We start from the raw sequence: 23,318 nt of genomic DNA, 5'->3' as shown, positions 1-23,318 counted from the left end.
TCGAACGCCCGCATCTCGTACGCGATCGACGCTTCCACCAGCGCGTCCCACAGCGCCGCGATGTCGTCTGCCGGCAGCCCCGCTTCCACCGCCGCGGCGTGCGCATTGCCCACAACCGCGGCCTTGCGCGCCTCGTCGCGGACCGCGTCGCGGGTCGGTTTGATCCGTGCCGCCGCGTCCATGTACGCGAAGCGGCGCTCGAGGAGCGCGATCAGGTCGCGGTCGACCTGGTCGACGCCGGCGCGGACCTCGGTCATGGTCGTGCAATCGGGCCCGGATAGGATGGTCATGGCGGCAGCCTCTGGCGGCGTCCTCCCGCGCTGTCCAGCTTGACTTGAGCCCGCCCCGCGGGTAGGCGCCCGCGTTCGCAATGGCTCCGCACCCCGGTGAAGCGGCGGCCCTGCCCTCCTCATGGAGCAAGTAGAGCGATACCGGGACCAACGTTGTTCGATATTGCAAGGAATACATATGTCGAAGCGCCATAGCGCCAAGCACAAGCTCGACCGCCGGATGGGCGAGAACATCTGGGGTCGCCCGAAGAGCCCGGTTAACAAGCGTGAATATGGCCCCGGCCAGCACGGCCAGCGCCGCAAGGGCAAGATGTCGGACTTCGGCATCCAGCTGCGCGCCAAGCAGAAGCTCAAGGGCTATTACGGCGACATTACCGAGAAGCAGTTCAAGCGCAGCTACGAGGATGCCTCGCGCATGAAGGGCGATACCGGCCAGAACCTGATCGGCCTGCTCGAGCAGCGCCTCGACATGATCGTCTATCGCGCCAAGTTCGCGCCGACGATCTGGTCGGCCCGCCAGCTCGTCAACCACGGCCATGTCCGGGTAGGCGGCGAGAAGTGCAACATCGGCTCGCGCCGCATAAAGGTCGGCGAAGAAGTGTCGCTGGCTCCCAAGGCTCAGGAAATGGCGTTGGTGATGGAAGCGCAGAGCCTGTCCGAGCGGGATATCCCCGATTATGTGGTGCCGGACGGCGCCTCGAAGATCACCTTCACTCGCGTGCCGACCCTTGATGAGGTTCCCTATCCGGTGAAGATGGAGCCGAACCTGGTGGTCGAGTTCTACAGCCGCTGATTCGCGCTGCAGCGACCGGCGGCGCGGCTTCGCTGCGACGTGAACGCAAACAGGAAAAGGGCGGTCCCTCCCCTGGGCCGCCTTTTCTTTGCTTTACGGCATCGCCGGCAAACCCATCGACGTGCGCAGGAAGCGGTCGATCTTGTCGAGCATTTCGGTACGGACTGCGCTGTCGTCGAGCTGGTGGTCCAGGCCCTTATACTCGACCAGCTCGACCTTGCCGCCCGCGCCGCGCAGCTTCGCAGCCATGGTCTGCGACTGGCCGATCGCCACGTTGAGGTCGAGGTCGCCATGGAAGAGCAGCACCGGCGCCTTGATCCGCGCGGCATTGGCCGCGGGCGATGCTTCCTTCCAGAGCGCCGCCGATCCGATGATGTCCTTCACCTGGCCATCGCTCGAATAATCCTTCATCTCGTCCCGCAGCGCGTCGAGGTCGGTTACCGGTGCTACCGCCGCGATCGCCTTGAAGACATTCGGGTCGAGCACGCTCGATTGCAGCGCCGCGTAGCCGCCGTAGGACCAGCCGACGATGGCGAGCTTGTCCGCTGACGATATCCCTTCGGAAACGAGCCAGCGCCCGGCATCATTGACGTCGCCCATCGCCAGCTTCCACGAGCGGAAGCCGTTGTCGCGGAACCATTTCTCGCCATAGCCGCTCGATCCGCGATAATTGGGCTGGAGCACCGCATAGCCGCGCGCCGCGAAGAATTGCGAGAGCCAGTCGAAGCCCCATTCGTCTCGAGCCGCAGGACCTCCATGCGGCATTACGATCGCAGGCAGATTCCTGCCGTCGCTGCCGGGCGGTAATGTCAGGTAGGCAGGGACCATCGTGCCGTCCGCCGCCTTGTAGCTGATCGGCTTGACCGCAGCGAGCTTGACGCCGGCAAGTTCGGGACGAACCGGCGAGATTTCGGCCATCTTCTTGGTCGCGCGGTCGAGCACATAATAGCGGCCCGGATCCAGATCGCTGCCGACGAAGATCACCAGCTTGTTCTCGTCGAGGCTGGCATCCTGGACGCTGACGACCGGAGTTCCGGCCAGCGCCTTGGCAATCGAGCCGGTCAGTGCCTTAAGCCTGGGATCGAAGAAGCTGACCAGCCGCTGCTCGGTCGCATAGCTCACGCCGACCACGCGGCGCTGGCGGCCTATCCGAACCAGCCGGTCGATATCGACATCGGGGCGCGCGAGGACCAGTTCTCGCTTCAGGCTCCCGTCGAGGGATATCTTGTAGAGCGCCTTGCGCCCGTCAAGGTTGTCGAAGCCGTAGGCCACGTTGAGGTCGCGATCGACGGCCCATGGGTCGAAGCCGGTGGTCGCGTAGCCGTTCTCGACGACCGTGCTCAGCGGTTCCCATTCCTTGCCGCCCGGGCGGCGATATTTGTACACGCGCTCGTTGCTGGAATAGCCGCTGCTCAGCCGTGCCCGCGTCGCCATCACGCGCGCAGTGCCATGACCGTCGGTAATGAATTCCGTTGCGGTCGGGCGCGGAGGCTCGACCATCGAGCGCTTAAGAGTGACAGTATCGACGCGCTCGACGCCGAGTCCTTCACGCGAACTGGCAAGCAACGTGCCCGTGCCGTGCTCCGGTACGAAATGGCGCAGCATGAGCACTGCGCTGCTCCTTTCGTCGGGCAGCCAATCGAGGATGTCGCCGCCATAGAAGCGCTCATACAGATCACGGGTCCCCTGCCGTGCGCTGAGCTCCTTCAAGTTGGAGCCATCCGCGTTGACGGCGATCATCCGCGTCATTCCCGCTGGCTTGCCCTCGTTCGAAACGATTCCATAGAGCGTACAGACGAGCCGTTCAAAGGTCGACCAGCTGCAATTCGCCAGGCGCACGGGCTGTTCGCCGGGATAATTAAGGATCGGCTTCATCTGCCCGTCGAGCGAGACGACCACCAGGCCAGTGCCGCGCTTTCCGCTCGAGATCAGCATCGCCAGCCGCTGGCCATCTGGCGAGATGCTCACATCGCGCACGGTCTCGCGCGCGCCGAATTGCTGGGCCTGAAGGCTCTGCGCCGCCGCGGGCGCTACGCACGATAAGGAGGCGGCAAACGCCGCCATCGAAACTCTATTCACGCAAATCCCCCGAAAACATCCCCTTCACAGCAGGATAGTTACTTCGCACCATAGATCAATCCGCACATGGATGCTCGGTTGCGGTTCTGTGCCAGCCTTGCCAAAGTCGCGCGTCCGCCCTTGGAGATTTCGATGCGCCCTGCCCTCACCGCTGCCCTGCTCCTGGCTGCCGCCCCCGCCTCCGCCCAGGGCATTTCGCTCGACACGATCAAGGAAGTGACCAGGACGCTTTCGGCTGACGAATATGAAGGCCGCGCGCCGACTACGCCGGGCGAGGAAAAGACTCTCGCCACGATCGTCGACCGGATGAAAGCGGCCGGCCTCCAGCCCGGCAACAAGGGACAATGGTTCCAGGATGTGCCCTTGGTCGAATTGAGCGCGCAGAACGTTTCCAATCTCGAGTTCAGCGGCGGCAAGTCACCCGTCAGCCTGGCATATCGCAAGGATATGGTGATCGGCACGTACCGGGTCGTACCGCGGATCGAGCTCAAGGACAGCGAAGTCGTCTTCGTCGGCTATGGCATCAACGCACCCGAGCGCGGCTGGAACGACTATGCGGGAGTGGACGTGAAGGGGAAGACCGTCGTCATCCTGGTCAACGATCCAGACTGGATGACCGAGGGGCTTACCGGTCCGTTCAACGGCCGGGCGATGACCTATTATGGCCGCTGGACCTACAAATATGAGGAAGCCGCGCGGCAGGGGGCCGCGGCCGCGCTCATCGTCCACGATACTTTCCCGGCATCCTATGAATGGGGCGTCGTCCAGTCCTCCTGGACCGGGCCGCAGCTTCAGCAGGACACGCCGGGCGACAAGATGGACCAGAGCCTGGGCATAGGCTGGATCACCAACGGCTCGGCCAAGGCGCTTTTCGCCAGCGCGGGCAAGGACATCTCGACGCTGGAAGCCGCGGCGCGGCAGCAGGGCTTCAAGGCGGTTCCGTTGGGCCTCAGGGCGTCGGTGAAGTGGGATAACGCCATCAAGCGACAGGCGTCCAAGAATGTTGTCGGCATCCTACCCGGCACCGTAAGGCCCGACGAAGTCGTGCTCTACACCGCGCACTGGGACCATCTCGGCCGCTGCGACGCAGTGGATGGCGACGATATCTGCAACGGCGCCGTCGATAATGCGTCCGGGATCGGCGGACTGGTCGCACTGGCCTCGGCGCACAAAAAGGCGGGGGGAGCCAAGCGCAGCCTGGTGTTCCTGGCGGTAACCGCTGAGGAGTCCGGCCTGCTCGGCTCCAAATTCTATGCGGAGAACCCGGTCTATCCGCTCGCAAAGACGGTGGGCGGGGTCAACATGGATTCGCTGAACACGCTGGGCAAGACGCGGGACTTCGTGCTGCTCGGCGCAGGCAAATCCGAACTCGAGGATCTGGTGAAGCCATTCGTGGCGGCGGAAGGCCGCGTCATCCTGCCCGAACCGAATCCCCAGGCGGGCGGCTATTACCGCTCGGACCATTTCAGCTTCGCCAAGCTAGGCGTGCCCATGCTGGCGGGCCGAAGCGGCAACGACATGGTCAATGGCGGCAAGGAGGCGGGCAACGCAGCGGTCATCAGCTACACGATGAAGCGCTATCACAAGCCGCAGGACGAATATGATGCGAACTGGGATTGGAGCGGCGCGCTTTCGGACCTCAACATCTATTACGCAATGGGCCGCGCGCTCGCCGATGGCGACGCCTGGCCGAACTGGTATCCGGATGCCGAATTCCGCGGCATTCGGGACAAGAGCCGGGCTGGCGTAAAGTAATGATGCTCCCGCCAAAGCCCGAATGGGCGCCGCATGACGCAGTGTGGATCGGCTTTCCCAGCCATCCCGAATTGTGGCTCGACGACTTGGAGCCCGCGCGCGCCGAAGTCGCCGCGTTCGCGCGTGCGGTGCATGCCGATGGTCTTGGCGAAAAGGTGATCCTGGTCGCCGCCGACAAGGAAGCGGCCGCGGCGGCGAAGATCGCGTTCGGCCCCGATGCGCGTGTGGTGATCGAGCCCTTCGGCGACATCTGGCTGCGCGACACTGCCGCGATCATCGGCGGAGACCGCACCGCGCACGATTTCGAGTTCAACGGCTGGGGCGGCAAGTTCGATCTGGAGGGGGACGACAATATCGGCCTGCGCCTCGCGCGGCGCGAGCATTTCCCCGTCGCCAGCCATAACTGGATATTGGAAGGCGGCGCGATCGAAGGCGACGGGACCGGGCTGGCCGTGACCACCGAACAATGCCTGCTGAACCGCAACCGCAATCCCGGCTTTTCCAAAACCGAGGTGGAAGCGCGGCTCAAGTCCGATCTCGGCTATCTCGACGTGCTGTGGCTCGGCGACGGACTGATCAACGATCACACCGACGGCCATGTCGACAACCTCGCCCGCTTCGTCGGCAGGAACCGGCTGCTCATCCCGGTCGCGGCCGACAACGATCCCAATTGGCGGGTTTATCAGGACGCCAGGATGCGCGCCGAGCGCCACGGTGTGGAAGTCGTGCCTTTTCCCTCCCCCGGCCGCGTGCTCGATCATGCGGAAGAGATCGTCCCCGCGAGCTATATGAACTTCTATATCGGCAACGCGGCAGTCGTCGTTCCGCTTTACGGCCAGGAGAATGACGACGCGGCGATCGAAGCGCTGGCCAGGCTCTTTCCAAGCCGAAAGATCGTTGGGCAGCGCGCCGATCATATCCTCACCGGCGGGGGCAGCTTCCACTGCATATCCCAGCAAATTCCGGCCTTGGCCGGCGCGACGGAGCAATAAATGACCGAGATCATTGTCGGCGCGCTCCAGCTTGCCTTCACCGACGGCATCGGCGCCAATATTGCGAATGTGAGCCGCATGGTCCGGGAGGCCGCGGCGCGCGGGGCGCAGGTCGTGCTTCCCCCCGAATTGTTCGAAGGCGAATATTTCTGCCGGGTCGAGGATGAGGGACTGTTCGCCAACGCCAGGCCCGTCGGCCAGCACAGGGCGGTGCTGGCGATGCAGGCCCTCGCGGCCGAGCTGAAAATCCATATCCCGACCAGCTTCTTCGAAGCCGATGGCCCGCATCATTATAACAGCCTCGCTATGATCGGCCCGGACGGCAAGGTCGCCGGAGTGTATCGCAAGAGCCATATCCCGGACGGGCCGGGCTATGAGGAGAAATTCTATTTCCGCCCCGGCAATACCGGCTTCAAGGTGTGGGAGGGCCCGGCCGCCTCCACGCTCGGCGTGGGCGTGTGCTGGGACCAATGGTATCCCGAGACGGCGCGCGCGATGATGCTGATGGGCGCGGAGATCCTCTTCTACCCCACCGCGATCGGCAGCGAGCCGCATGACGACAGCCTCGACACCGCCCGCCTCTGGCGCCGCGCGATGGTGGGCCATGCGGTGTCGAACGTGGTGCCCGTGGTCGCCGCCAACCGGATCGGCACGGAAGGCGGGAAGGATGGGCACGGACAGACCTTTTACGGCACCAGCTTCATCACCGACGAGCGCGGCGACATATTGGCAGAGCTGGGCCGCGAGGAAGAGGGCGTGATCACCGCGACGCTCGACCTGGCGCGCGTCAAGCGCCACCGCGCCGCCTTCGGCTTCTTCCGCGATCGGCGGCCAGAGCTTTACGGCCGGCTGGTCGAGGACATCTAGCTCAGCGGGGGCCGCGCCGCTGATCGCGCACCCGGACCAGCTTTTCGCAGCCATCCTCGATGCGCAGCACTGCGTAAAAAGGCTTCGGCCGTGGGCAGCTCGTTGAATTTTCGCGGGTGCCGGGACTCGGCGGGTTTCGCGGCGGATGGCAAACCTCTATGCTCGCGCAATGCATCTGACGGGTTCCTGCCATTGCGGCGCCATTCGACTGGAAGCCGAGGCCGATCCGGCGGGAGTGAGCGTCTGCCATTGCGGCGATTGCCAGAAGCTGAGCGGATCGCCCTGGCGCACTTCGATCCAGGTCCGTGCGGAGCATCTCAGGCTGGAAGGCGTACCAGCCATCTACGTCAAGACGGCGGATAGCGGCACGAAGCGCGCCCAGGCGTTTTGCGGCACCTGCGGCTCGCCGATCTACGCGACGACGCTGGGCGACGAGCAGGTATTCGCGCTCCGTCTGGGCATTGTCGATCAGCGCGCCCAGCTGCCCCCCGTCCGCCAGATCTGGTGCGGATCGGCTTTGCCATGGGCGCTCGACATCAGCGGCCTTCCTGCTTCCCAAGGGCAATAGCCCGCGCGAACACCGCTTCGAACATCTCAACCGTCAGCCGGTTGGTGTTCTGATTGTAGCGCGAGCAATGATAGCTATCGATCAGGATACGCCCATCGGGCATGCGATGCTCGGCAAGGTGCGCGAACCGAGTCTTGGGCAGCCGGCCGCCCATGGCCTTTACCGCGGATTGGTGCGCGATCTGGCCAAGCGCGATCGTGACGGGCGCGCTGAGGTGGCCGCTGAGGAATTGCCGGCACGTGCGGATTTCCAGCGGCTCCGGCCTGTTGCCGGGCGGCAGGCAGCGGACCGCGTTGACGATCAACACTCCTTTCGGCTCACCTGCCTCCGCCAGCCCGAATTTCGCCAGCGTGGCGAAGAGCAAGTCGCCCGATGCGTCTCCGGTAAACGCCCGACCGGTGCGATTGGCGCCGTGCTTGCCCGGCGCGAGCCCGACGATCGCCAGCCACGCTTGCGGATCGCCCAGCGCGGGCACCGGCGCGTTCCACCAATCGCGCTGCTCGACGCGCAGTTGTTCGCGAAGGCTCGCCAGCCGCGGACAGAGCGGGCAATCGCGATGGGGTTCCAGGCTTGGCGCATCCATTCCCGCGCGATAGGCCCTGCGGCGTGACCACAACAAGCTATGTGATCGCGTTGGGGTCCAACCGGCGCGGGCGGCACGGATCGCCGGAGCGCGAAGTCGCGGCCGCGCTGGCATTGCTCGCGCCGCTTGCGGTCTCGCCGATCATACAGACGCCGCCGCTTGGCCCTTCCAAGCGGCGCTTTGCCAATGCAGTGGCGATTATCGAGACGCACGAATATCCCCCTGCCCTGCTCCGTCGGCTCAAGGCGATGGAGCACCAGTTCGGCCGTCGCCGGGGGCGCGCATGGGGCACGCGCGCCATCGACCTGGACATCGTCCTGTGGTCCGGCGGGGCATGGGGCGATAAAGGGCTCACTGTCCCCCACCCGCATTTCCGCACCCGCGATTTCGTCCTGCGCCCCTTGGCCACAATCGCCCCCGGCTGGCGCGACCCCATTACGGGACACACGGTCCGCCAGCTTTTCGCCCGGTTGACCGCCCCCCGCCGCGCCCCTAGTTGAGCCGCCTTGGTGCGGGCTCGTAGCTCAGTCGGTAGAGCAACGGACTTTTAATCTGTAGGTCCCGGGTTCGAATCCCGGCGAGCCCACCACCTTGCCTTAGAACGGCAAACCGCGTCGTTTCGGAAGCGTTGCCATCACGGGGCCGGTCCGGGAAAGCTGCCACGCATGCAAGGCGGCGGGCGCGCCCTGAAGCCCGCCCGCCCGCCGGTTACCAGCCGATCGTGAACCCCGCGCGCCCGGCGGTCTTGCCCCTGCGGTTGAAGCCGGTGGCGACGCCCGCATTCACCGCGACATTTGGCGTGAGCAGCGCGCCGAACTGAAACGCGCCGGCATGCGCGCCGTCATAGGTCGCCACATTTGCGGTCAGGTTGAAATGCTTGTCCGGAAGGAACGTCGCGCCGCCCAGGGCCACCGCGACCGCCGTCGAGCTGGCCATGTGGTCATCAAGCCGGTCTAGGCGCGAGTCCATCTGATCGAGGCGGCTTCCCAACGCACCCACCTGGGTCGCCAGCGCCATGTCGGCGGCGATGCGGCTGGAAGTCTCGTTCGCCAGGCCGGTCGCCAGCTGTGTATTGCTCGCCTCGCTGGCGGCCACGCGCTGCGACAGCGACACATCGGCCGCGGCGCGGGTTGCGGCCTCCTGGCCGATCTGACCTTCGAGCCGGGTATCGGCCGAAGCACGGAGCGCCGCTTCGGCGTCCAGCGCAGCGCGCGTATCGGTGTCGATCGCCTGAGCCCGCGCGCCCATCTGAGTCTGTCCTTGCTCGGATTCTACAGCATAAGCGAGCGCGTACTGCGCCTCCGCGACGCTGGAGGGCATCATGCCGAGCGCCTGCGCGACCGATTCCCCGCGCGCCGAAGCGCTGGTCGCGGCGAGCAATTGCGCCATCGTCACCGCATCGTTGGAAGCAGTGCCCGCCTGCAGATTGCTGATCTTCGAATTGCCCATGTTGATGCCGCCGCCGGTGACTTCGATCTTCGGCGCGAGCAGGCCCGAATAATCGAGCCTGGTAGTCGTAGTGACCGACGTGATAGCAGGCTGCAGGTACAGGGGTCCCTCACTGCCCCAGGTAGGAGCGACCGCAAGCGCAGATGCGGTGCCGCCGGCCACGCCCGCCTCAAAGGCGTTCTCGTTCGTTTGCACCCACCTACCAACAATATCGACAGTATTACCGTTGGCAATCGCAGTCGGGTTGGGGGTAGACACAACGAAGGGAGTATTAGAAACGCCCTGATATGATAGCCGCAATGTATTACGATAGTCGAGATATGTCAGCGATATATCCCTGACGTCCTTATAAAATTGGAACACAGGGTAAGACCCGTCCGTATAGGGAAATCCGGACGGGACTGTCGTGGTGTTGTATGTGTATTGATTCAATATACCAGTGTACCTGACGGTTCCGTTGACGATCCCGTTGGTATGGAAATTACTTCCGTTATTCCAAAACGTGCCGCCGAAATATACGTCATATTCACCCGTTATCCGTCTGTTATTACCCGTTAATGTCGTAATCGTCTGACTGAGGACCTTTGTCTCGCGGTACCCCACGACGGGACAATTGGCTTTGTCCGCCGCGATTCCGGCGAAGCCGTCGCACTTGGTATCGTTGACGATCACCGCAGCCTGCGCATGGGCGGCGGCGGGCGCGATGATGGTTGCGGCTGTGGCGAGAAGAATTCTGGTGATGGTGCGCACGTGGGACCCCCGATTTTTCGATGGCGAAAGCGCAAGCTTCGCATGCGGCGAGAGGCGGTGTCGAGTGGAGTTTTTCCAGTTCTCTTCGAGGGTTAGGGGGCGGATCGGCCTGATCACGCGCCCTCGCTGGACTTTGGCGTTGGCGAGACCCAGTGAATTAGCTGCGATGAAGCGAGACGCAGTCGCGGCGAACCGTATTGATACTATATATCATCGCAGCTATTGCAGCGCAGCACATTTCCCGGGAAGACATTATGCTGAAACCTCTCCTGCTGGCCTCGGCCACCTTGTTCGCCCTGCCCGCCAGCGCTGACGACATCCCGGCCAAACCGGCCCCTGCCGGCGTCCAGGACCATGCGCAGCCAGACGCGCAGATCGTCGTCACGGGCAGCCGCGCCCGCAATACCGCCGATGTGCTCGGCGGCATCGCGGTGATTGCCGGCGAAGAACTTGCGCGCGACATGCGCCCCACGATCGGCGAAACGCTGGCCGGCCAGCCGGGCGTTTCCTCCACGGCGTTCGGCCCCAATGCCTCGCGCCCCGTATTGCGCGGCTTTGTCGGCGCACGCGCGCCCTTGCTGGTCGACGGGATCGGCAGCATCGATGTGTCGAACACTTCGGCCGATCACGCCGCGATCATCAATCCGCTCACGGCAGACCGTGTCGAAATCCTGCGCGGCCCGACTGCCTTGCTGTTCGGCCCCTCGGCGATCGGCGGCGTAGTCAATGTGATCGACAGCCGCATACCGCGCCGGATGCCCGACGAAGCCGTGCATCTCGATGGCATCGCGAGCTATGGCAGCGCGTCGGACGAGCGCGCGGCCTCTGCTTCCGCCGATGTCCCGCTCACCGGCAAGCTGCTGCTCCACGCCGATGGCAGCTACACCAGGACGGGCGACCAGCGCACCGGCGGCTTCGTGCTCAGCCGCGAACTACGCAGCCAGGCGCTGGCGAGCGGAAATGCGGATATCCGGGCGCTTGCCGGCCTCAAGGGCCGCGTGCCCAACACGGCTGCGCGCACCTGGGATGTGGCGGGCGGCGCGGCGATCGTCGATGCGCGCGGCAATCTGGGCTTTTCGGTGGGCCATTATGACAGCCTCTATGGCGTGCCCGTGCGCTATTCGCTCGATCCCGCAGCCGAATCCGAACAGGTCCGCCTCCACGCCAAGCAGACGCGGTTCGACCTTCGCGGCGAAGTCACCACGGAGACCGCGGGCATCCACCAGATTCGCATGCGGCTCGCCGCAGCCGATTACCGGCACTCCGAAATTGACGATACCGGCGCGGTGGGCACGACTTTCTACAGCCAGGGCCAGGAAGGCCGGCTTGAACTCGTCCAGGAATCGCACGGGGAATGGGAAGGCGTGAGCGGTGCGCAATTCTCGTCGCGCAACCTGCGCATCGTCGGCGACGAGAAGTTCCTGCCCCGTAACGAGGCGCATCAATATGGCGTGTTCACCCTCCAGTCGCTCGATTTCGGCGCGCTGAAGGCTGAAGCGGCGCTCCGCTACGAACACAACCACCTGGTCGCCCAGGCTGATGCGGACATCGGCAATCCGGCTTACGATCGCAGCTTCGACAGCGTCTCGGGCTCGCTGGGCGCGAGCTATGCGATCGCGGATCGCCTGCGGCTGGGCGTCAACGTCTCGCGCAGCGCCCGCGCGCCGACGCCCGAGGAATTGTTCGCCAACGGACCGCATGCCGGAACTCAGGCTTTCGAGATCGGCAATCCCGATTTCACCACCGAGCGCGCCTGGGGCGTGGAAGCCACGCTGAAGGGCTCGGGCGATGGCTGGAGCCTCTCCGCCGCGGCCTATGCCAATCATTTTCGGGATTATATCTACGACGCACCCACCGGGGCGACCAAGGACGACTTGCCCGTCTTTCAATATTACCAGGCCGATGCGCGCTATTACGGATTCGAGGCCGAAGGATCGGCGCGGATCGGCAGGGTCAAGAATTTCGCGGTAAACGCCGATGTCCTCGCTGACTTTGTCCATGCCAATGTGATCGGCGCCGGCCCCGCGCCGCGCATCCCGCCGCTCCGCCTGCTCGGCGGGCTCGAGGCGCAATCGGACAAGCTCGATCTGCGCGTGGAGGCGGAGCGCAGCTTCGCGCAACGCCGCGTCGCCGGGTTCGAAACGCCGACCAAGAGCCACACGCTGGTCAATGCGTCGGTCGCGTGGAAGCCCTGGGGGGCGGAGGGCACCAGCTTTTCGCTCTCGGCGAACAACATTTTCGATGTCGAGGCGCGCAGGCATGCCAGCGTGCTCAAGGATTACGCCCCGCTGGCCGGGCGGGACATCCGCGTCACGGCGCGGCTGCAGATCTGAAATTGTTCTCCTGCGAAAGCAGGAGCCCAGAGCCAAAAGCATTGCGTCCACTAGCCTGGACTCCTGCTTTCGCAGGAGAACGGCATGTGCCACCATAGCCAGATGGACGAACCAACCATCATCTCCGGCCCTGAACGCCCGGCATCACGCCGCGTGCCCTGGCCAATCGTCGCCGCTTCGGCGACCGCGGCGTTGCTCCTCTTGCTGATCTGGTTCGGCCACGAAGTCGCCGAAGGCGGTGGCGGCGCGATCGATCGCGCGATCATGCTGGCGATGCGCGTGCCCGGCCATCCCGCAATTCCGGCCGGTCCCGCCTGGCTCCCCTCCGCGATGCGCGACATAACCGCCCTGGGCAGCGGCACCGTGCTGACTTTCGTCATTATTGTGACTGCGATCTTCCTCGGCCTGCGTGAGCGGATACGCAGCGTCGTGCTCGTCCTGCTCGCCACCACGCTCGGCTCGCTCGTCATCACGCTGATCAAGGCGCTGGTCAGCCGCGCCCGGCCCGATCTCGTCGATCGGCTGATGGTCGAAGTGTCGCACAGCTTCCCCAGCGGCCACGCCGCGAACAGCGCGATCGTCTATCTCACTCTGGCTACCCTGCTTTTCCCCGTGCTCCCCGATCGCCACATGCGCGCTTTGGTGCTCGGTGCGGCATTGCTGCTCACTGGAGCGATCGGCGTCAGCCGCGTCTATCTGGGCGTCCATTGGCCCAGCGACGTGCTCGCCGGCTGGGTGTTCGGCAGCGGCTGGGCGATGCTGTGGTGGTGGATCGAGCTGCGCCTGCTCGATCGCAGGCCCTTGCCCTCCGCATAGGTCCGAGTGTTCTTTTCGCACTTGCACAATAAACCGATCTGGGGAGGATGGGAGCAGGTTGGTAGGGGCACTTTGCATGATCATGCTATTGGCGATTGCGGCGAGCACAGCCCTTATCGCCTCGTACGTGGCGCATCGCGTTCGCGCGCAAAAACAGCGGGAAGAACGACGTCTGGCCAGGCGGCGACGAAACCGCGCATACCAGCGGGCATGGGACGCGATCATGATGCGGCCCAGGACGCGCCAGCTTACCGACCAGCGCGAGCGCGATTAGCGCTCGGCCAGTTTGCGCTCCCACGCCAGCGCATCGCGGACGATCTGATCTAGATCGTCGTTCTTGGGCCGCCATGGCAGCGCGGCGAGGATGGCCGAATTGTCCGCGACAAGCGCATCGGGATCGCCCGCGCGGCGGCCCTCGAGTTTACGATTGATCTTCAAATTGGTCACCCTGTCCACCGCGTCGAGCACTTCGAGCACGGAGAAGCCACGGCCATAGCCCGCGTTCATGATGTGGTTCCTTGCAGGGTCTGCGATCAGCAGGTCGAGCGCGTCCACATGCGCCGCCGCCAGGTCCGTCACATGGATATAGTCGCGCACCCCCGTGCCGTCCGGCGTCGCGAAATCGGTGCCGAACACGCCGACGCTCTCGCGCTTGCCCGTCGCCGCTTCCACCGCGACCTTGATCAGATGCGTCGCGCCCGCCGTGGATTGCCCGGAGCGGCCCTGCGGATCGGCGCCCGCGACATTGAAATAACGCAACGCACAATAATTGATCGAGTGCGCCGCGGCGACGTCGGTGAGCATGACCTCGGTCATCAGCTTGGACATGCCATAGGGATTGATCGGCAGCTTGGGACTGTCCTCCTTGACCGGCACGACTTCGGGAATGCCATAGGTAGCCGCGGTGGAGGAGAAGATGAAGTGGCGGACGCCTTCGGCCACTGCGCTCTCGATCAGCGCGCGGCTGGCGACCGTGTTGTTGCGGTAATATTTGAGCGGATCGCTCACGCTTTCGGGCACCACCACCGATCCGGCGAAATGCATGATCGCAGTCACCCGATGCTCGCGGATCGCGGCGCGGACCTTGGAATCGTCCTCGATATTGGCGACCACCAGCGTCGCGCGCTTGTCCACCGCCCAATCGAATCCGGTGACCAGGTTATCGACGACCACGACCTTCCAGCCCGCATCGAGCAAAGCCAGCACGGCATGGCTGCCGATATAGCCCGCCCCGCCCGTTACCATCACCGTTCCGTCGCGCATCGTCATCCCCGACTTTCCTGGCCTCGCATTGCCGTTCCGCCGCTCAATCCTATCTTGGGCCGGTAAGCAAGGAGCTGTGTTAATGGCAATCGAGACCGCGACGCTGGCAGGCGGATGTTTCTGGTGCACGGAGGCGGTGTTCAACGACGTGATCGGCGTCGAGCGAGTCGAGAGCGGCTATATCGGCGGTTCGGTGGCCAATCCGACCTACAAGGCAGTGTGCAGCGGCACGACCGGCCATGCCGAGGCGATCCGCGTCAGCTTCGATACCGACCAGATCAACTATGGCGAGATCCTCGATATCTTTCTCGGCACGCACGATCCGACCCAGCTCAATCGCCAGGGCAACGATGTGGGCACGCAATATCGCTCGGCGATCTTCCCGCATTCGCCCGAGCAGGAAGCCCAAGCCAGGCAAGCCATCGAGCGTGCCGCACCCGATTGGCCCGCGCCCATCGTCACCAGCATCGAGCCCTTGGCCGAATGGTGGCCCGCGGAGGAATATCACCAGGAATATTGGTCGGGCGAAGGCCAGCGCAATCCCTATTGCCTGGCAGTGATTCCGCCCAAGCTGCGCAAGCTCCGCAAGAGTTTCGCCGCGCGGACTAAGGCTGGCGAGACGGCCTAATCCCGGTGAGCGGCGCGGCGGAGGCGATCGTTGATCGCCACGCCGATGCCGCGCTCGGGGATGGGCGCCACGGCGATCGCGGGCGCCGAGGATGAATCGGCGCGGTGAAGCGCGTCGAACAGGTTCGCGGCGGCTTCGGTGAGGTCGCCGGTTGCGGAGAGCGTATCGTCACCGGCCACCGCTCCGAAGCCGATCAGCCATTCGCCGTTGCTGTCGGTCGCGTTCAACCGGAGCGGCTTGGACGGAGCATAATGACTGGCGAGTTGTCCGGGCGCCGTGATCCCCCGCGAAGGCAGGGGCCCAGACTCGGAGTTCAAGGCTAGGCCCCTGCCTTCGCAGGGGAACAGCTCGGCTTCGGTCAACGGCCCGGGCCGCAAGATGCGCACGCCCATCACGATCGTCGATTCCACCCCCGCAGGCGTCGCGCCATCGTCGATCACCAGCTTTATCCGCCCCGCCAGGCTCGCCGCGACATGCGGCGCCCGCGTCGGGCTGATTCCCCCGCTGGCATTGGCCGAAGGCGCCGCCAGCGGCACGCCGCACGCCGCAAGGAGCGCCTGCATCGCCCGGTGCGCCGGCACCCGGATCGCGATCGTATCAAGCCCGGCGGTCACCAGCGACGCGATCCCGCTATCCCCGCGCAGCGGCAACACCAAAGTCAGCGGCCCCGGCCAGAACCATTCGGCCAGGTCGCGCGCCGCATCGTCGAATACCGCGATCCGCTCGGCAGCGGCAAGATCGGGCACATGCACGATCAGCGGATTGAACGAAGGCCGCCCCTTGGCCGCATAAATACCCGCCACCGCCCGCGAATCGGTGGCGTCGGCGGCGAGTCCGTAGACCGTCTCGGTTGGAATCGCGACACATCCCCCTTCGGCAATCACGCGCGCGGCTTCGACGATCGCGGCCTCGCCGTAGGGTAAGATGCGGGGATTTGTCGGGTTCACCCGTGCGGCGCTATAGGGCTGCCGACACGCCGACAAGCGAGGATTCATGACCTTCACTCCCGCCATCGCCGAGCAGCGCTTCGTGCTCGAGCATATCGTCCGCCTCGGCGAGCTTTCCGAAGAGGCGACGCCGGACCTGATCGATGCGGTGCTGGAAGGTGTCGGCCAGTTCGCCACGGGCGAATGGGCGCCGCTGGAGCGCATAGGCGACGAAGTCGGGGCCAAATGGACTGAGCAGGGCGTGGTGATGCCCGTTGGATTCGCGGCGGCGTACAAAGCCTATGTCGAGGGCGGCTGGGGCACGATCGGATCGCCGCAGGCCTATGGCGGGCAGGGCTTGCCGGTGAGCCTCGCCACCGCGGTGATCGAGACGCTGGGCACCTCCAATATCAGCTTCGCGCTTGCTCCGATGCTGACCGTCGGCGCGATCGAATCGCTCGTCCATCACGGCAGCCGGGAACAACAGGACGCTTATCTTCCCAAACTCGCGACCGGCGAATGGACTGGCACGATGAACTTGACCGAGCCGCAGGCGGGCTCGGACGTCGGCGCGCTGCGCACCACCGCTACGCCCCGAGGCGACGGCAGCTTCCTGATCAAGGGCACAAAGATCTTCATTTCGTTCGGCGATCACGACATGGCGGACAATATCGTCCACTTGGTACTCGCCCGCACGCCGGGTGCGCCGGCGGGCACCAAGGGCATCTCGCTGTTCCTCGTGCCGAAATATCGACTCACCGAAGACGGCGCGCCAGGCGAGTTCAATGATGTCCGCACCGTTTCGATCGAGCACAAGATGGGCATCCACGCCTCGCCCACCTGCGTACTCTCGTTCGGCGACAATGACGATTGCCGGGGCGAACTGATCGGCGCGGAAATGGGCGGCATCGTCGCGATGTTCACGATGATGAACAATGCCCGGCTCAACGTGGGCCTGCAGGGCGTCGAAGTTTCCGAGCGCGCAACGCAGCGCGCCGTCGCTTATGCGCGGGATCGCATCCAATCCGCCCGCGCCGGCGCCCCTAACCGCGAAAGCGTGGCGATCATCGAGCATCCGGACGTCCGCCGCATGCTGCTGCGCATGAAGGCGCAGACCCAGGCGGCGCGCGCGCTCGTCTATTACGCCTTCGGGCAGCTCGACCGCGCGCCGCATGATGCCGCTGCAAAGGCCCGGCTGGAACTGCTGACTCCCCTCGCCAAGGCCCATGCCACCGATCTGGGCAACGAAGTCGCGTCGCTCGGCATCCAGGTTCATGGCGGCATGGGCTATATCGAAGAGACCGGCGCCGCCCAGCATTTCCGAGACGCGCGCATTTTCCCGATCTACGAGGGCACCAACGGCATCCAGGCGGCCGATCTGGTCGGGCGGAAGCTGAGCATGGACAATGGCGCAACGTTGCTCGCGCTCCTCGCCGAGATGCGCGGCGACGCCGAGGACGCCGAGTTGCTGCGCCTGATCGATGCGTGCGAGGAAGTTGCGCGCAACCTGCTCGCTTCCGAAACCGACGACCGGCTGGCGGCGAGCTATCCCTTCCTGACGATGCTATCGATCGCGGTGTGCGGCTGGCTGATGGAGCAAAGCGGGCGCATCGCCGCGCGCAGCGAAGGCGATCCCGCGTTCCTCAAGATGAAGCAGGCGGCCGCCCGCTTCTATGTCGAGCAGATCGTGCCGGAAGCGATGGGATTGAAGGCGGCAGCGATGGCGAAGGCGGAGCTGCTGTACGCCGCGGATGCGGAGGCGTTTGCCGTCTAGAGCATCACGCCTTCGTCGGTTTCGTAAAGCGTCAGGTTGCGCTCCGACACGCCAAGTTCGGCAAACATCTCGCGCCAGTCCGCCAGATGCGGAGCCGTGCGGTGCGCATCGAGCGCTTCGTGGCTCGTCCAGCGCTCGGTAACGTGGATCAGGCCGGGATCAGTCACGTCCTCGGCATAGCTGTAATGGAGGCAGCCGTCCTCCGCCTGCGTGCCCTTCACGACCGCGGTCATATGGGCGCGCGCCGTATCTACCTTGTCGGCGGGTATGCGGAAGCTGCCCGTCATCACGATCATGATCAGGCCAGCTCGCGGCCCAGCAGTTCGTTGGCGTCGAGGCCGAGCAGCGCGATATGATCCTTCACCCGCGGCCAATAGCCCGTAAGGAAGCGCTCACGCTCGGCGACACGCAGCCGCTCGACCGCGCCCGGCAATACGAACATGCCCACGCCGCGGCGGACCTCGACATAGCCATCGTCCTGGAAGCTTTGATACGCCTTGGCCACGGTCAGCGGATTGGCGCCGTGCTCGGCGGCCAGCGCCCGCACGGAGGGGAGCTGATCACCGGCGCGATATTGGCCCCGCAGGATCGCCGCGGCGATAATCGCACGCAGCTTGAGATACACCGGGCTGTCGTCATGCTCGAGCGCTGTCATGCTGCTATAATACACCAATTAACCGCCGCGTCCACCCCAAAAGTGTACGATTTCGGACAGTATGGGACGCGGGCGCTCCTCGAGCGGACGCGTGGGGGTGCCGATGAATAGGAAGCCCGCGATCCGCTCACCTTCCCGAGCGAACAGGGCCGTTACGCCCGGCGAATACGCCGCCCACCCCGTGATCCACCCGCCGACAAAGCCCATCGCATGCGCGGCATGGAGCAGGTTCATCGCCACGGCTCCCGCCGAAAGCTCCTGCTCCCAGACTGGGATCTTATGCCCATGGATCGGCGAAGACAGGAGGACCACCAATGCGGGCGCCTGCCGTGCGAACTCTCCCGCCGCCTCTACGTCGCGATCGTTCCAGTCTGCCTTCTCAGCTCCCAGGATCTCGCCCAGCCTCGCGGCCAGCACATCGCGCGCTTCGTCGGGCACCACCACGAAGCGCCACGGAAAGAGCTTGCCGTGATCGGGCGTGCGCGCGGCGATCTCGATCATCTCCAGCAACTGGTCGCGGGCCGGGCCAGGCGCGGCCATCTCGCGCGGCTTGCCAGAGCGGCGGGTCTTGAGGAGCGAAAGCGGCGTGGAGCGGTCATTGAGCATGGGCCATCTAGGCGCGGCCCGCGTCCCCCGCAAATTCCGCGATTCCCATTCCCAACTCGTTGCATTTGCAACCGATGGGGCTTCACAGCCTGGCAAACCCCGTTAGGGTGACCTGCATCGGCTTCAAGCTACGGATACAAGGGGTTACGGGTCGCATGGCCAGCACGGCAGCAGCAGGAAGCGGTGTCCCCGCTGATGCGAAGACATTTCTGGGGCACCCGCGCGGCCTCTACATGCTGTTCTTCGCCGAAATGTGGGAGCGCTTTTCCTATTACGGCATGCGCGCGATCCTGATCTTCTACCTGACCAAGCACTTCCTGTTCGACAAGGACCCCGCCTACGCGGTCTACGGCGCCTACACCTCGATGGTGTATATCACTCCGGTGATCGGCGGCTATCTGGCCGATCGATATCTCGGCGCGAGGAAGGCCGTCCTCGCGGGCGGCATCTTCATCGCCATAGGGCATCTGATGATCGCCCTGGTCGAAGGGCCATCGGGCGAGCACGGCTTCTATCTCAACGGCTTCTATCTGGGGCTCGCCTTCATCATCGTCGGCACGGGCTTCCTCAAGGCCAACATCTCGGTCCTCGTCGGCCAGCTCTATCCGCGCCAGGATGTGCGGCGCGATGGCGCCTTTTCGATCTTTTACATGGGCATCAACCTGGGCGCCTTCATCGGACCCATCCTGGTCGGGTATCTCGGCGAGCGCGTAGGCTGGTCCTACGGCTTCGGCGCGGCGGGCATCGGAATGCTGCTGGGGCTGGTCGTGTTCGTCCTGTTTCGGCGCGAGCTGCATGGCGCGGGCGCGCCGGCAGACCCGGCGCTGCTCGGCGCGCGCACGGGGGCGGGCATTTCGCGCGAATGGCTTATCTATCTCGGTGGCGTTGCCGCGGTCGGCGTTTCATTCCTGCTGCTGCGCGACAAGGATCTGGTGGGCGGCATATTGAGCGTCTTCTGGCTGCTGGTGGTCGGGTTCATTCTGTATCGGGCCGTGTTCACGCTGCCGCGAGTCGATCGCCACCGCATCTTCGCCGCCTTGTACCTGATCGCGCTGTGCCCGCTTTTCTGGGCGTTGTTCGAACAAGCCGGCTCGTCGCTCAACGTGTTCACCGACGAACGCGTTGATCGCCACATCTTCGGCTGGGAAATGCCGGCATCGTGGTTCCAGTCGGTGAACAGCTTCTGGATCATCACGCTGGCGCCGCTATTCGCGGTGCTGTGGACCTGGCTCGGCAAGCGCGGCCTGGAGCCGAGCGCCCCGCTCAAATTCGCCCTGGGCTTCATCCAGATCGGGCTTGGCTTCCTGGTGCTGGTCGCGGGCGCGGGCACCGGCGGCGAAATGACTCCGATGATCTTCGTGATCCTGCTCTACCTGCTCCATTCGACCGCCGAGCTGTGCTTCTCTCCGGTAGGCTTGTCGAGCATGACAAGGCTGTCGGTCGGTTCGATGGTCGGGTTGATGATGGGCACCTGGTTCCTCTCGACGGCGGCGGGCAATTTCCTGGCCGCCAAGATAGCCCAGGCGACCGGCGGCGAGGGCGTGGACGCGGATCATGTCCTCCAAGTCTATCAGTCGATCGGCTGGTACATCATCGTTATCGGCGTGGTCGCGATCCCGGTAAGCTGGCTCATCAAGAAGCTGATGCATCTAGACACGATCGGCCGGGATCAAGCGGGCCACGGCCTGGCGGGCGAATCCCAGCTCGCCGAGCCAGCCGCGCCAGGGACGCGCACGACGAACGAGACGCTTTGAGGCACAGCGGAGGATGCAACGGAGCCGCTGATCGCAGCCGCCGGGCATTTACCGGCCTCCCTTTCCTCCTCTCGCATCCTTTGCGAAAGCCGCTTGTCGAGCGGATCGGCGAAGGGCGTTCCTCGGGTTCCAGCCGCTGATCGCCCGATCGCGCTCGTCCCAGCCTTGGCGGGGGCTGGCAGGTGCGCACGTCGCATTTGTCCTTCGCGGCGCCGATTGCCGGAGGGGCGGGCTGGTCGCTTGGCGGCGCCCGCGCTGATCGCAGGCACGCTGCTGTGGCTGGCCGAGACCGGGGCGCACCAGCCGCTCGGCACCTTGGCCGCCGGCGTCTGGCGCAGGATCAGCTAGCGCCTCACCAAATCCTCACGCGCTTCTCGGGAGCGAGATACAGCGCATCGCTCGGCTGGATGTTGAATGCCTTGTACCAGGCATCGACATTCCGGACGATGCCGTTGACGCGGAACTTGGCCGGCGAGTGCGGATCGGTCTTCAGCTGCTGGAGCTGGGCGTTTTCACGCACCTTCGCCTGCCAAGCCTGGGCATAGGCGAGGAAGAAGCGCTGGTCGCCGGTCAGCCCGTCGATCACCTTCGCCTTGCCATGCTGGGCCTGGTGCATCTGGTATGCGCCATAGGCGGCCTCGATGCCGCCGAGATCGCCGATATTCTCGCCCAGCGTCAGCTTGCCGTTGATCCTGGTGCCGGGGATCGGCTCATATGCGTCATATTGCGCGGCCAGCGCGCTGGTCCGCTCCTTGAATGCGGCCTTTGAGGCGTCGGTCCACCAATTCTCGAACTTGCCGGTGGGGCCGAACTGGCTCCCCTGATCATCGAAGCCATGCCCCATTTCATGACCGATGATCGCGCCGATCGCGCCGTAATTGACCGCCGGATCGGCGTTCGGATCGAAATAGGGCGGCTGGAGGATCGCGGCGGGGAAAGTGATCTGGTTGCTGAGGCCGCTATAGTAAGCGTTCACCGTTTGCGGCGTCATCGACCAGAGCGAACGATCGACCGGCTTGGGAAAACGCTGAAGCTGGAGCTGGTGCTGGAAATGAGCCGAGGCCATCGCATTGGCGAGGATGTCGCCGCGATCGACCTTCATCGACGAATAATCCACATATTTCACGGGATGACCGATGCGCGGCTCGAAGGCCTTCAGCTTGGCCAGCGCGGCGGTCTTCGTCGCGGCATCCATCCAGGTCGAGCCCTTGATGCGCTGCTCATAAGCGCCGCGCAGGTTCTCGATCAGCTCTCCCATCTGCTGTGCCGCCGCCGGCGGGAAGTATTTGGCGACATAGATCGCGCCTACCGCCTCGCCGAGCGCGCCGTTGACGAGCTGGATGCCGCGCTTCCAGCGGTCACGCTTGACCTGCACGCCGTTCAGCGTCCTCGAATAGAAGTCGAACCGCGCGTCGTCGAAAGCCTTGGGCAGGAAACCGGCATTGTCGCTGACGAAGCGATAAGCCAGATAGTCCTTCCAGGTGGCCAGCGGGGTCGCGGCCATGATCTTGCCCGTCTCGGTGAGCGCGGTGTTATTGGCCATGATGATCGTCGGCGCCTTGTCGATTCCGACGGTCTTGAGCATCAGCGCCCAATCGAATTCGGGGGCCTTGGCTTCCAGGCCCGCGATCGATTGCGGATCATTGATCCTGGCGATGTCACGATTTTCTTCGGGCGACCATTGCTCTTTGGCGATGGCGGTCTCAAGCGCGATGATCGCGTCGGCCTTTGCGGCGGCATCGGAAAAGCCGGCGAGCTCCTGGATCTTCGTCACATAGGCGCGATAGGCGGTGCGAAAGGCGTCGTATTTCTCGCCTTCAAGCAGGTAATAATCGCGCGGCATGCCCAGGCTGCCCTGGGAGACGACCGCCGTGTAGCGCGTCGGATCGGCGAGATCGGGGATGATCTCCATATCGACCGGCGTCGCATAGCCGATGCTCGCGAACAGCACTTGCAGCCCGGCTAGATCGTTTACTCCGGCGATGCGATCGAGGTAGGGCTTGAGCGGCGCAGTGCCGCGTGCCTCGATGCCGGCCTCGTCCATCCAGCTCGCATAGAAATCGCCAACCTGCTTGCCCGTGGCGCCATAGGCGCCGGGGTTCTTCGCCATGTCGTCCAGAATGCCGCGCACATTGGCTTCGGCCTCCAGCGTCAGCTGCGTCCCGAACCCGGCGGAGGCACGATCGGGCGCGATCTGCACCTTGTCCGCCCAGCCGCCATTGGCATGGGTCCAGAAATCGTCGCCCGGTTTGACGCCTGGCTTCTGCGCCGTCGTATCCACGCCGAAACTGCCATAGCGCGGAGGGTTTGGGGCCGTCTGCGCAAGCGCCGGCACTACGCCGACAACCAGTGCCGCGCCCGCCATCAGGCGCGCCAAAGTCTTGATCTTCATGGGGATATCCTCGTCCTCGAAACTGTATTGCACAGATATAACGCC

General features: G+C 64.7%; 22 protein-coding genes and 1 tRNA gene. 13 read left to right on the top strand and 10 right to left on the bottom strand.

All coding sequences use genetic code 11. The features are described 5' to 3' along the window. Positions 1–290: chorismate mutase (locus VF617_RS06550; protein ID WP_331014068.1), on the bottom strand; the 290-nt coding region annotated here is incomplete at its 3' end. A gap of 178 nt (positions 291–468) precedes the next feature. Between VF617_RS06550 and rpsD the strand changes: the two genes are divergently transcribed. Further along, entirely contained in the window at positions 469–1,083 is a 615-nt protein-coding gene (gene rpsD, locus VF617_RS06545) for a 30S ribosomal protein S4 (RefSeq protein WP_331014067.1), read from the top strand. A 93-nt stretch (positions 1,084–1,176) separates the two neighbouring features. Here the strand turns inward: rpsD and VF617_RS06540 are convergent, their stop codons facing one another. Then, complete coding sequence (locus VF617_RS06540; RefSeq protein ID WP_331014066.1) at positions 1,177–3,147, bottom strand: S9 family peptidase; 1,971 nt, start codon at positions 3,145–3,147, stop codon at positions 1,177–1,179. 147 nt (positions 3,148–3,294) lie between these two features. On the opposite strand from VF617_RS06540, the gene VF617_RS06535 reads away from it, so the two are divergent. The 4 genes from VF617_RS06535 to VF617_RS06520 all read left to right on the top strand — a co-directional run bounded on the left by VF617_RS06535 (position 3,295) and on the right by VF617_RS06520 (position 7,344). Continuing rightward, entirely contained in the window at positions 3,295–4,917 is a 1,623-nt protein-coding gene (locus tag VF617_RS06535; protein WP_331014065.1) for a M28 family metallopeptidase, read from the top strand. Then, positions 4,917–5,909, top strand: coding sequence for an agmatine deiminase family protein (locus VF617_RS06530; protein ID WP_331014064.1), 993 nt, complete (start codon positions 4,917–4,919; stop codon positions 5,907–5,909). Before VF617_RS06535 ends, VF617_RS06530 begins: the two co-directional genes overlap by 1 nt. Beyond that, positions 5,910–6,776, top strand: coding sequence for an N-carbamoylputrescine amidase (gene aguB, locus VF617_RS06525; RefSeq protein WP_331014063.1), 867 nt, complete (start codon positions 5,910–5,912; stop codon positions 6,774–6,776). It abuts the gene before it with no gap. A 169-nt stretch (positions 6,777–6,945) separates the two neighbouring features. Continuing rightward, a complete protein-coding gene (locus tag VF617_RS06520) occupies positions 6,946–7,344 on the top strand; it encodes a GFA family protein (protein ID WP_331014062.1) in 399 nt (132 codons plus the stop codon). Here VF617_RS06520 and VF617_RS06515 read toward each other — a convergent pair. Next, a complete protein-coding gene (locus VF617_RS06515) occupies positions 7,313–7,927 on the bottom strand; it encodes a uracil-DNA glycosylase (protein WP_331014061.1) in 615 nt (204 codons plus the stop codon). The two genes, VF617_RS06520 and VF617_RS06515, sit on opposite strands and share 32 nt — an antisense overlap. 23 nt (positions 7,928–7,950) lie before the next feature. On the opposite strand from VF617_RS06515, the gene folK reads away from it, so the two are divergent. Together folK and VF617_RS06505 are read left to right on the top strand one after the other, a co-directional pair. Beyond that, positions 7,951–8,427, top strand: coding sequence for a 2-amino-4-hydroxy-6-hydroxymethyldihydropteridine diphosphokinase (gene folK, locus VF617_RS06510; protein WP_331014060.1), 477 nt, complete (start codon positions 7,951–7,953; stop codon positions 8,425–8,427). Positions 8,428–8,440: 13 nt separating this feature from the next. After that, positions 8,441–8,516 (top strand) — tRNA-Lys (locus VF617_RS06505). 119 nt (positions 8,517–8,635) lie between these two features. On the opposite strand, the gene VF617_RS06500 is transcribed toward VF617_RS06505, so the two are convergent. After that, on the bottom strand, positions 8,636–10,126 hold the full coding sequence (locus tag VF617_RS06500; RefSeq protein ID WP_331014059.1) for a YadA-like family protein: 1,491 nt from the start codon (positions 10,124–10,126) through the stop codon (positions 8,636–8,638). Positions 10,127–10,380: 254 nt separating this feature from the next. Here VF617_RS06500 and VF617_RS06495 point away from each other — a divergent pair, with 254 nt between their 5' ends. Together VF617_RS06495 and VF617_RS06490 are read left to right on the top strand one after the other, a co-directional pair. Then, positions 10,381–12,459, top strand: coding sequence for a TonB-dependent receptor (locus VF617_RS06495; protein WP_331014058.1), 2,079 nt, complete (start codon positions 10,381–10,383; stop codon positions 12,457–12,459). An 84-nt stretch (positions 12,460–12,543) separates the two neighbouring features. Continuing rightward, on the top strand, positions 12,544–13,275 hold the full coding sequence (locus VF617_RS06490) for a phosphatase PAP2 family protein (protein WP_331014057.1): 732 nt from the start codon (positions 12,544–12,546) through the stop codon (positions 13,273–13,275). A gap of 270 nt (positions 13,276–13,545) precedes the next feature. Here VF617_RS06490 and galE read toward each other — a convergent pair whose 3' ends face one another. Next, positions 13,546–14,538 (bottom strand): UDP-glucose 4-epimerase GalE, encoded by a 993-nt coding sequence (gene galE / locus VF617_RS06485; protein ID WP_331014071.1) that lies wholly within the window; start codon positions 14,536–14,538, stop codon positions 13,546–13,548. Between the two features lie 82 nt (positions 14,539–14,620). On the opposite strand from galE, the gene msrA reads away from it, so the two are divergent. Then, positions 14,621–15,166 (top strand): peptide-methionine (S)-S-oxide reductase MsrA, encoded by a 546-nt coding sequence (gene msrA, locus VF617_RS06480; protein WP_331014056.1) that lies wholly within the window; start codon positions 14,621–14,623, stop codon positions 15,164–15,166. On the opposite strand, the gene VF617_RS06475 is transcribed toward msrA, so the two are convergent. Continuing rightward, the gene (locus VF617_RS06475) at positions 15,163–16,161 is read right to left on the bottom strand and encodes an L-threonylcarbamoyladenylate synthase (protein ID WP_414713970.1); all 999 of its coding nucleotides are present in this window, start codon (positions 16,159–16,161) and stop codon (positions 15,163–15,165) included. The genes msrA and VF617_RS06475 overlap by 4 nt on opposite strands. Between VF617_RS06475 and VF617_RS06470 the strand changes: the two genes are divergently transcribed. Beyond that, positions 16,160–17,866, top strand: a complete 1,707-nt coding sequence (locus tag VF617_RS06470; RefSeq protein ID WP_331014054.1) for an acyl-CoA dehydrogenase — start codon at positions 16,160–16,162, stop codon at positions 17,864–17,866. The genes VF617_RS06475 and VF617_RS06470 overlap by 2 nt on opposite strands. Here the strand turns inward: VF617_RS06470 and VF617_RS06465 are convergent. From VF617_RS06465 to VF617_RS06455, 3 genes are read right to left on the bottom strand one after another with little or no spacing between them, the layout of a single operon-like run. Then, the gene (locus VF617_RS06465; RefSeq protein ID WP_331014053.1) at positions 17,863–18,162 is read right to left on the bottom strand and encodes a putative quinol monooxygenase; all 300 of its coding nucleotides are present in this window, start codon (positions 18,160–18,162) and stop codon (positions 17,863–17,865) included. The two genes, VF617_RS06470 and VF617_RS06465, sit on opposite strands and share 4 nt — an antisense overlap. A gap of 2 nt (positions 18,163–18,164) precedes the next feature. Then, positions 18,165–18,521, bottom strand: coding sequence for a GntR family transcriptional regulator (locus VF617_RS06460; protein WP_331014052.1), 357 nt, complete (start codon positions 18,519–18,521; stop codon positions 18,165–18,167). An 18-nt stretch (positions 18,522–18,539) separates the two neighbouring features. After that, entirely contained in the window at positions 18,540–19,127 is a 588-nt protein-coding gene (locus VF617_RS06455) for a nitroreductase (protein WP_331014051.1), read from the bottom strand. 155 nt (positions 19,128–19,282) lie between these two features. Here VF617_RS06455 and VF617_RS06450 point away from each other — a divergent pair, with 155 nt between their 5' ends. Together VF617_RS06450 and VF617_RS06445 are read left to right on the top strand one after the other, a co-directional pair. Beyond that, positions 19,283–20,881 (top strand): peptide MFS transporter, encoded by a 1,599-nt coding sequence (locus VF617_RS06450; protein WP_331014050.1) that lies wholly within the window; start codon positions 19,283–19,285, stop codon positions 20,879–20,881. 216 nt (positions 20,882–21,097) lie between these two features. Beyond that, positions 21,098–21,229 carry a hypothetical protein gene (locus VF617_RS06445; RefSeq protein ID WP_331014049.1) on the top strand — a complete coding sequence of 44 codons (132 nt, stop codon included), beginning with the start codon at positions 21,098–21,100 and terminating at the stop codon, positions 21,227–21,229. 4 nt (positions 21,230–21,233) lie between these two features. Here VF617_RS06445 and VF617_RS06440 read toward each other — a convergent pair whose 3' ends face one another. After that, positions 21,234–23,273, bottom strand: a complete 2,040-nt coding sequence (locus tag VF617_RS06440; protein WP_331014048.1) for a M13 family metallopeptidase — start codon at positions 23,271–23,273, stop codon at positions 21,234–21,236. Positions 23,274–23,318: the final 45 nt, after the last annotated feature.

Origin of the sequence: Sphingomonas sp., from assembly GCF_036388215.1 — a bacterium.
Lineage (GTDB): Bacteria > Pseudomonadota > Alphaproteobacteria > Sphingomonadales > Sphingomonadaceae > Sphingomonas.
Note: the sequence above shows the minus strand (reverse complement) of the source record. Positions and strands in the feature narration are given on the sequence as shown.